Source organism: Mesorhizobium sp. M0047 (assembly GCF_040323315.1).
Lineage (GTDB): Bacteria > Pseudomonadota > Alphaproteobacteria > Rhizobiales > Rhizobiaceae > Mesorhizobium.
In genome coordinates, this window is record NZ_JAMYUW010000090.1 from 1 (window position 1) to 5,765 (window position 5,765).

General features: G+C 62.0%; 6 protein-coding genes. 3 read left to right on the forward strand and 3 right to left on the reverse strand.

The window, feature by feature from the left end:
* The coding region (locus NKJ89_RS35325) for a chromate resistance protein ChrB domain-containing protein (RefSeq protein WP_352609031.1) at positions 1 to 398 on the reverse strand (398 nt) is incomplete at its 3' end.
* Entirely contained in the window at positions 395 to 1,369 is a 975-nt protein-coding gene (locus tag NKJ89_RS35330) for a Fe-Mn family superoxide dismutase (protein WP_352609032.1), read from the reverse strand. The genes NKJ89_RS35330 and NKJ89_RS35325, both read right to left, overlap by 4 nt.
* Before the next feature lie 108 nt (positions 1,370 to 1,477).
* Here NKJ89_RS35330 and NKJ89_RS35335 point away from each other — a divergent pair, with 108 nt between their 5' ends.
* The 3 genes from NKJ89_RS35335 to NKJ89_RS35345 are packed head-to-tail and all read left to right on the forward strand — an operon-like array spanning position 1,478 to position 5,208.
* A complete protein-coding gene (locus NKJ89_RS35335) occupies positions 1,478 to 2,455 on the forward strand; it encodes a chromate resistance protein ChrB domain-containing protein (RefSeq protein ID WP_352609033.1) in 978 nt (325 codons plus the stop codon).
* A gap of 15 nt (positions 2,456 to 2,470) precedes the next feature.
* Positions 2,471 to 3,886 (forward strand): chromate efflux transporter, encoded by a 1,416-nt coding sequence (gene chrA, locus NKJ89_RS35340; protein WP_352609034.1) that lies wholly within the window; start codon positions 2,471 to 2,473, stop codon positions 3,884 to 3,886.
* Positions 3,838 to 5,208 (forward strand): MFS transporter, encoded by a 1,371-nt coding sequence (locus NKJ89_RS35345; protein ID WP_352609035.1) that lies wholly within the window; start codon positions 3,838 to 3,840, stop codon positions 5,206 to 5,208. Before chrA ends, NKJ89_RS35345 begins: the two co-directional genes overlap by 49 nt.
* Positions 5,209 to 5,300: 92 nt before the next feature.
* On the opposite strand, the gene NKJ89_RS35350 is transcribed toward NKJ89_RS35345, so the two are convergent.
* On the reverse strand, positions 5,301 to 5,765 hold a 465-nt coding region (locus NKJ89_RS35350; protein WP_352609036.1), incomplete at its 5' end, for a TetR-like C-terminal domain-containing protein.

Sequence of the window (5,765 nt, forward strand, 5' to 3'; positions counted from 1 at the left end):
AGCGCGTCATAGATGACGAAGCCATGCTTCAGCACTTCGTGGTCGTCGGGCGTCAGGTCCCGCAGACCCATGGAGATCGCCAGCAACCCTGCCGACTGTGGCGTGAGATCGTGCCGGTCCGTGTCGGCGCCGCGTACGATCGCGGCAATGGTTACGATCGCCGGGTCGCGCTCGAGCCCATTTTTGGAAACAAAGGTGTCGAAACTGCAGCCGTCGCCGACATGCGTGAATTCGACGCCGGGCACGTCGTAAGGCGTGGCGCCCGTTTCCTGGGCAACGCGGATCACCTGATCGGGCGGCACGAAGAGGAACTCAGGTTCCTTGTCGATGAAACGCGCAATCAGCCAGGGGCAGGCAATGCGGTCGATGACCGGACGTTCGCGAGTAACCCATTTCATGGCGCAATCCTTTCTTCGTTGACTATCAGAGGGACAGTGCGCGCGCCGATCGCATGCCAAGCGGCAATGCCGCCTGAAAGCGCACTCGCATTGACGCCGCGGCGACGCAGTTCGGCGACGGCGTCACCGCTGACCTGGAAGCCGTAGACGCAATAGACGATGACCGGCCTGTCCGTCGGCAGTTCATCCGCCCAATCGGCGATCTTCTCGGGCGCGCGGAGCTTGGCCCCCGGCAGCATGTCGCCGCGCTTTGCCAGATCCTCGGCAAGGCAGACGTCGAGCACCACGAGATCTTCTCCTTGATCGAGGCGCGCGCGCAGTTCCTCTGGCGCAATCGCTGGAACCGCGTCGTCCGATGCCGATCCTGTTGAAGGATCACGCTGCGTGACGGCCCGGTGGTGGCGGGCAGCGACCCGTTCCCAATGGATGTTCTTCATAAAGGCATCGACATAGGCGCCGGCCTTGGTGCCGAAATCCATGTGGTAGGCATGTTCGTACATGTCGAGCGCAAGGATCGGCAGGCCGCCGGCAAGACAGTTGGTGTGGTCCGCCGCCCATTGGATCGTCAGTCGGTCGCGCCGCTCCGACCAGGTCAGCAGGGTCCATCCCGAGCCTCCTGCCTGCGCCTTGGCACAGGCCATGAACTTGCCGCGCCAGGAGGCCACGCTGCCGAAGTCGCGCTCCAGAGCCGCAGCGAGATCGCCTCCGGCATCGCCGGTGCCACCGAGTCCGTCGAAATAGATTTCGTGCAGGATTGCTGAATTGGCTGCGACCAGTTCCTCGCGTTTCAGACCGTTGATGTCGAAAACTGGCGCCGCGCCCCAGTCGAGCCCGTCGAGCCGCTGTTCGATGGCGTTGAGGCGACGAACGGCACCGCCGTAATTGTTTTCGTAGTGACTTGCCAACAGCCTCTCGGAGAGGCCGACGAGGCGAGGCGGCTTGAACGGCAACGGCATGATCTGGTGTGGCATCGGTTTCCCCACTCTGCGGCACGGCCATCCGTGAGGGGGCGAACGCTATGCTCGAATGAAAAATGATACAAGTGTTGCATTTGGCTTTGTTCGTGATACGGTTCACTTATGAGTGAGGGGCAATCACAGGAGCAGCGCTGGCTGCTCCTGATCCATCAGCTGCCGAGCAAACCCGCCTACTTCCGGGTGAAGATCTGGCGACGCTTGCAAGGCATCGGCGCGGTCGCAGTCAAAAGCACCGTTTACGCCCTGCCGGCCAATGCCGAGATGCAGGAGGATTTCGAATGGCTCCTCAAGGAGATCGTCGCTGGCGGCGGCGAGGCGATGATGTGCGAGGCGCGCCTCGTAGATGGTTTGTCCGACACCCAGGTCCGCGCGCTCTTCGACGCAGCCCGTGACGCCGACTATGCGGAGATCGTCAAGGAAGCGCGCGATCTGGCCGCAGCGATCAAGACCGACGCGACATCGGAAAAACATGCGGAGGCGCGTTCGCAACTCGGCCGTTTGCGCAAGCGGCTCGCCGACGTCGTGACAATCGACTTCTTTGGCGCCAGCGGTCGCCTCACTGTCGAGGGACTGATCGCCGAGCTCGAGGCACTGCTTATTGAGGATGCCACCATGACCAAGGAACCGAAGAAGGCGGCCGAGCCGGGTGAGCTCAAGGGCCGGACCTGGGTCACGCGCCGGGACGTGCATGTCGACCGCATCGCCTGCAGCTGGCTGATCCGTCGCTTCATCGATGCCGATGCAACAATCCGCTTCGTCGCTGGTAAGGGATACGTGCCAAAGGAGGGCGAATTGCGCTTCGACATGTTCGAGGGCGAAATCACCCATGAAGGCGACCGCTGCAGCTTCGAGGTGCTGCTGGGTCGCGCCGGCATTACGGATACGGCTTTGCAGGCGATCGCCGAGGTCGTCCACGATATTGATCTCAAGGACGCCAAGTTCAATCGCGAGGAAACTACCGGCATTGCCAGCCTGATCGCCGGGATCTCCATGGCGAATGCCGGTGACGAGCAACGGATCGCCGAGGGCGCTTCGGTGTTCGACAACCTCTATCGATATTTCCGCTCGAAGCGCGGGTGATCCGAGGTACTAATCATGGCCAAAGCAGAGAACACCGTGACAGCACCGAACCGACCAGACGACACGCCCGGCCATGGCATTTCGTTCGCTGAGGCCACGCGGGTGTGGGCGCGTGTGGCCGCGCTCAGCTTCGGCGGCCCGGCGGGTCAGATCGCCATGATGCACCGCATCATCGTCGAGGAAAAACGCTGGATCGGCGAGACCAGGTTCCTGCATGCGCTCAATTACTGCACGCTGCTGCCCGGGCCGGAGGCACAACAGCTTGCCATCTACATCGGCTGGCTCATGCACAAGACCAGAGGCGGCCTCGTCGCCGGTATCCTGTTCGTGCTGCCTGGTGCGATCGCCATCATGGCGTTGAGCTGGATCTATGCAATCTTGGGAAATGTCGGAGCAGTTCAGGCCCTCTTCTTCGGCTTGAAGGCGGCGGTCCTTGCCATCGTGCTCGAAGCGGTGTTGCGGATCGGCAGACGGGCGCTCAAGAACAATGCCATGATCGGGCTTGCGGCGGCAGCCTTCATCGCTCTGTTCTTCTTCCACGCGCCATTCCCGCTGGTCATCCTGGCTGCGGGCGTGATCGGTTACGTCGGGGGACGGGCAGGGTGGGCTGCATTCCAGTCTGGCAACGGACATGGCAAGGTCGGCGGCAAGCAGGTTGCCGACGCTGATACGGCGCTTGGCGAAGGGGTGCCTGCGCATACCCGGCCATCCGTCAGCTGGTCGCTGAAGATCGCAACGGTGTGTCTGCTGCTGTGGCTCGTGCCGGTCCTGGCACTTCTTGTGTTTCTTGGGCAAGGCAATGTCTTCACCGACATCGCGATCTTCTTCTCGAAGATGGCGATGGTCACTTTCGGCGGCGCCTATGCGGTGCTCGCCTACGTCGCTCAGCAAGGCGTCGAGCACTACGGCTGGCTCAAGCCAGGAGAAATGCTGGACGGCCTCGGCATGGCCGAGACCACGCCCGGTCCGCTCATCATGGTCACCCAGTTCGTTGGTTTCATGGGCGCGTACCGGGCGCCAGGAATGCTGAGCCCGCTGGTCGCCGGAACACTCGGCGGTCTGCTGACGACGTGGGTAACATTCGTTCCGTGCTTCCTGTGGATATTCCTCGGCGCGCCGTTCATGGAGACGATGCGCAGCAACAAGGCCCTGTCGGCAGCGCTGTCTGCCATCACGGCGGCGGTGGTCGGTGTGATCCTGAACCTGGCAGTATGGTTCGCGCTTCATGTGCTGTTCCGCGAACTGCGTGAGGTCAGCTGGCTGGGCACTACGGTGGATGTGCCGGTATTCAGCTCCGTCAACCTGCCGTCGCTGGTGCTGACAGTCGGTGCGCTGCTGGCCGTGTTTCGTTTCAAGATCGGCATGATCCCCGTGCTCGCGACATGCTCTGTCCTGGGCGTGCTTTATGGCGTTGCCACGGGATCGATTTAAGCAGTGCCATAGGCGCAACCACTTTGCGGCAGGAGGCATACCTGGCAGCCCAGACGCCGACGAATGCTTCGCGCGAACCTTTAGCCAAACAGAGGTTTTCGCTGCTGCCTGCCGGTGCCAGGCCGGCAGCTGCCCTTCTGTTGACGTCCAGGGGATTGAGGGCATTCGGCGACGGACTCGTCAGTCTTCTGCTTCCCGCCTATTTGGCCACGCTTGGTTTCAGCCCTTTCAAGATCGGGGTTCTCGCCACAGCGACGCTCGCTGGTTCAGCGGCGCTCACTTTGACCGTCGGGTTTGTCGCACACCATTTCTCTCGCCGCTCCCTGCTGATCGCAGCTGCCGTCCTGATGGTCGTCACGGGAGGCGCCTTCGCGTTGGTTCAGGATTTCTGGCCGCTGCTCCTTGTCGCATTCGTGGGAACGTTGAACCCATCCTCGGGCGACGTCAGTGTGTTTCTGCCGCTGGAGCATGCGCAACTTGCCCATAGTGTCACGGACCGCGACCGCACCGCGCTCTTTGCACGCTACAGCCTTGTCGGCTCACTTGTAGGGGCGGTCGGTGCTCTTGCGGCCGGAGCCCCCGACATTCTCCGACAGGTTGTCGGCCTGGACATCAAGCAAGCTCTCCAGATCGCCTTCCTGCTTTATGCCTTTCTGGGACTCGGAGCGCTGCTCCTTTATCGGAAACTGCCGGATGAGCCGCTCGATGCGAGAGCGGTACCGGCGGAACCACTACGCAAATCTCGAACCATCGTCCTCACGCTCGCTGCGCTTTTCAGCCTTGACGCTTTTGCGGGCGGTTTCGTGGTCCAGTCGTTGATGGCTCTTTGGCTTTTCCAACGGTTCGGGCTATCGCTCCCCGCGACGGGCGCAATCTTCTTCTTGACGGGTATCCTTTCGGGTGGGTCGTATCTGGTGGCCGTGCAAATCTCTAAACGGATCGGGCTGGTGAACACGATGGTGTTCACACACCTGCCATCCAGTCTTTGCCTTTTGCTCATCCCCTTCATGTCGAGCCTCGGTCCCGTTATCGCACTTCTGCTGATCAGGAGCGCTTTGTCGCAGATGGATGTACCGACCCGCACCTCCTACGTCATGGCCGTGGTATCGCCTGGTGAGCGGGCCGCGGCCGCGGGTGTCACCGCTGTCCCGCGCAGCCTCGCGGCAGCCGCCAGCCCGATGCTTGCCGGCTCGCTGCTCGCAATGTCCGGTTTCGGTTGGCCGCTGCTGATCGCCGGCGCCTTGAAGATTGTCTACGATATGCTTCTGCTTGCGATGTTCCGCAAGGTTCGCCCGCCTGAGGAACGGCGGGAAGGTCCATAGCAGGCCCGCGGCCCGAACCACCATGAGCGGAGCGCCCTATGTCATTTCGCAGGTGCGACGTTCTGGCGATCGCTTGACCAGTGTGCCAATGATCAGGCGCCGATGCCTTTTCCCGCCATCCTCTGGAACAGGTCGTCTGCCTGTGCCGGTGAAAGGTTCATGTCGGTGGCGACCCACCAGGCGAGGACCGCAAGAAATGCGCCGGCGATGAACTGAATTGCGAATTCGGCAGGCATGCCGCGATCGCCGATCCGTTTGTCGACGAGTTCTTCCCGGACGGCTCGCCGGATACGCTCACGCAATTCGTCGTGGATCGTATCGCCGCTGCTTGCAAGCAATGCGTGGTGAAGCGGTCGGAATGCATGAGCGTGCTCGAACATGGGCAGGCTGAACTCGAACAGGCGGCTACCTGTTTCTTGACTTGCCGCCTCGCGCCTGCGGCCTATCGACCGCAGATGCGCCTCGATGGTCGCGCTGCGCAGAGCATCCTTGTCGGCATAGTGGGTATAGAAGGTCGACCTGCCAACATTGGCCCGCTGGCAAATGTCATCGACGGT